At 61.2% G+C, this 3,638-nt stretch carries 2 protein-coding genes and 1 pseudogene; all 3 read left to right on the top strand.

Annotated features, from left to right (window positions below; genetic code table 11):
* Positions 1-1,829: pseudogene (gene nosZ / locus VL202_RS20135) on the top strand (TAT-dependent nitrous-oxide reductase); the annotation flags it as partial.
* Positions 1,829-3,199, top strand: a complete 1,371-nt coding sequence (locus tag VL202_RS20130; RefSeq protein ID WP_325465860.1) for a nitrous oxide reductase family maturation protein NosD — start codon at positions 1,829-1,831, stop codon at positions 3,197-3,199. The pseudogene nosZ and the gene VL202_RS20130, both read left to right, overlap by 1 nt.
* Positions 3,196-3,638 (top strand): ABC transporter ATP-binding protein (locus VL202_RS20125; RefSeq protein ID WP_325465859.1); only part of this gene is annotated, 443 nt, incomplete at its 3' end. The genes VL202_RS20130 and VL202_RS20125, both read left to right, overlap by 4 nt.

Genomic DNA, 3,638 nt, shown 5'->3' with positions numbered 1-3,638 from the left:
AGCCGGTGGCGCGCTGGCCTTTGCCGGGGGCGCCACGCCGGCAAAGGCCGCCACCGAGGGAGGATTGTCCTACGAGGTCAAGCCGGGCGAACTGGACGAATATTACACGTTCTTTTCCAGCGGCCAGAGCGGCGAAGTCCGCATCGTCGGCCTGCCGTCGATGCGCGAATTCATGCGCATTCCGGTGTTCAACCGGTGCAGCGCCACCGGCTGGGGCCAGACTAACGAAAGCCTGAAGGTGATGACCGAAGGGCTGCGCCCCGAAACGGTCGAGTACCTCAAGGACAAGGGCGGCGTCTACCACAACGGCGACCTGCACCATCCGCATCTGTCCTTCACCGACGGCACCTATGACGGCCGCTATCTCTATGCGAACGACAAGTCCAATACCCGCGTCTGCCGCATCCGCCTCGACGTCATGAAATGCGACAAGATCATCGAACTACCGAACCAGCACACCGTTCATGGCCTGCGCGTGCAGAAATATCCCAAGACCGGCTATGTGTTCTGCAACGGCGAGGACGGCGTGCCGCTGCCGAACGACGGCAAGATCCTCGACAAGCCTGCCGAATACTTCTCGATCTTTTCCGCGGTTGACGGCGAGACCATGACAGTTGCATGGCAGGTGATCGTCGACGGCAACCTCGACAATGTCGATGCCGACTACCAGGGCAAATACTGTTTTGCGACCTGCTACAATTCCGAAAAGGGCGTTACGCTCGAAGAGATGATGTCGAAGGAGCAGGACTGGGTCGTCATCTTCAATATCAAGCGGATCGAGGAAGCCGTCGCCAAGGGCGATTTCAAGGAAATGAACGGCGTACCGGTAATCGACGGGCGGGCGGGTTCCGCCTACACCCGCTATGTCCCGGTTTCCAACGGCCCGCATGGCATGAACACCGCCCCCGACGGCATCCACGTGGTTGCCGCCGGCAAGCTGTCCCCGACCGTCACAGTGTTCGACGTGCGCAAGTTCGATGATCTCTTCAACGACAAGATCAAGCCGCGCGATGTGGTGGTCGCAGCCTGAACTCGGCCTCGGACCGTTGCACACGGCCTATGACGACAAGGGCAACGCCTATACGACGCTGTTCATCGACAGCCAGATCTGCAAGTGGAACATCGAAGACGCCAAGCGCGCCTTTGCCGGTGAAAAAGTCGATCCGATCCGTCAGAAGCTCGACGTCCACTACCAGCCGGGCCACAACCATACCTCTATGGGCCAGACCAAGGAAGCTGATGGCAAGTGGCTGATATCGCTGAACAAGTTCTCGAAGGACCGGTTCCTCAATGTCGGCCCTCTGAAGCCCGAATGCGACCAGCTGATCGACATTTCCGGCGACCAAATGGTGCTTGTGCATGACAACCCGACCTTCGCCGAACCGCATGACGCGACGATCGTCCATGCCTCGAAGATCAACCCGGTCAGCATCTGGAGCCGTGACGATGTCTTCTTTGCCGATGCCGTGGAACAGGCCAAGAAGGACAATATCGACCTGCTCATCGACTCGGAGATCATCCGCGACGGGAACAAGGTACGCGTCTACATGACCTCGGCGGCCCCGGCCTTCGGGCTTGAATCCTTCACGGTCAAGCAAGGGGACGAAGTCACCGTCTATGTGACCAATATCGATGAGGTGGAGGATCTGACGCACGGCTTCTGCATCGTCAACTACGGCATCAACATGGAGATCGGGCCGCAGGCCACCGCCTCGGTGACGTTCAAGGCCGACCGGCCCGGCGTCTACTGGTACTATTGCTCCTGGTTCTGCCATGCCATGCACATGGAGATGAAGGGCCGGATGCTGGTGGAGCCTAAATCGGCCTGATGTGGAACAAACTGGCAAAAACCTGGATGGCGGCCCTTCTGGCCGCCATTCCTTCGGCTGCGTTGGCCGCGGAATGGATCGTCACACCCTCCAGCGGCCCGACACTGTCGGCCGTTCTCGATGCGGCGGCTCCGGGTGACCGGATACGCCTCAAGCCAGGCCGGTACGACGGGCCGCTGGTCATCGACAAGCCGGTGACGCTCGACGGCGAGGACGGAGCCAGCATCGTCGGCAACGGCGAGGGCAGCGTCGTCACCATCGAGGCGGAGGAGGTTTCCGTGCGCGGTATCGAGGTCACCGGCTCGGGCATGAACCTGTCGACGCTGGATTCCGGTATCTTCGCAGCCCGGACGGCGACCGGCGCGATCATCGAGAACAACACCCTTACCGGCAATCTGTTCGGCATCTATCTCCACGGCGCGAAGAACTCGCTGGCCCGGAAGAACGTGGTCGTCGGCCTCAAAGATGGTCGGATGAGCGAGTTCGGCAGCGGCATATCGGTATGGAACGCACCGGGCGGCAAGGTCATCGATAACGACGTCAGTTTCGGCCGCGACGGTATCGCCACCATGGCCAGCAAGAAGAATGTCTTCAGCGGCAACCGCTTCCGCGATCTGCGCTTCGCCATCCATTATATGTATACCAATGACAGCGTGATCAGCGGCAATGTCTCGACCGGTAATTCCGTCGGCTATGCCATCATGTTCTCCAACCGGCTGCAGATCATCGACAATATCTCCGACGGCGACCGCGACCACGGCCTGCTGTTGAACTCGGCCAACAGTTCGACGATATCCGGCAACATCGTCCGCGGCCGGCTGCAGCCGGCGGACCGCTGGACGATGGCCGGGATCCAGGATTCCGGTCATGGCGTGAAGGATGATGCCGAGGCGACGGGCGCCGTCGAGGGCGGCATGCGGCTCGGCCCGGAGAAATGCGTCTTCATCTACAATGCCAACCGGAACAAGCTGCTCGGCAACACATTCCAGGGCTGCGCCATCGGCATCCATTTCACCGCCGGGTCGGAAGGCAATACGATGACCGGCAATGCCTTCATCGACAATCGCAACCAGGTGAAATATGTCGGCACCCGCTATCTCGACTGGTCGGTGAACGGGCGCGGCAACTACTGGAGCGACAACCCGGCCTTCGATCTTGATGGCGATGGAATCGGCGATAATACCTATCGCCCGAATGACCTGATGGACAAGGTCCTGTGGACCTCGCCGCAGGCCAAGATTCTCACATCGAGCCCGGCCGTGCAGATCATCCGCTGGGCGCAGGTCCAGTTTCCGGCGCTGCTACCGGGCGGCGTGGTGGACAGCCATCCGTTGATGGCACCGACAAGACAGAAGGACGATTTGCAGTGACGGCACCCACGGTCACATTATCAGGCGTGGCGAAACGCTACGGCCGGATCGAGGCGGTCAAGGATGTCTCCTTCGCGCTTGAACAGGGACAGACGGTGGCCCTTGTCGGCCATAACGGCGCAGGCAAGACGACGCTGATCAAGCTGATGCTCGGCCTCATCCGGCCGACGCAGGGCACAGTGCAGGTGCTGGGTGAAGACCCGGCCCGCGGCGATTTCGCCGTGCGCCAGCGGCTCGGTTACCTGCCGGAGAGCGTCTCCTTCCACATGGCGTTGACGGGACGGGAGACGCTTGCCTTCTATGCACGGCTGAAACGTGTGGATGTGTCGGACATAGCGGGCCTGTTCGAGCGCGTCGGACTTGCGCCTGCTGCGGCCGACCGCGCGGTCCGGACCTATTCCAAGGGCATGCGGCAGCGGCTCGGGCTGGCCCAGGCGCT

It is taken from the genome of Pararhizobium sp. (assembly GCF_035497515.1).
Taxonomy (GTDB): domain Bacteria; phylum Pseudomonadota; class Alphaproteobacteria; order Rhizobiales; family Rhizobiaceae; genus Pararhizobium.
Note: the sequence above shows the minus strand (reverse complement) of the source record. Positions and strands in the feature narration are given on the sequence as shown.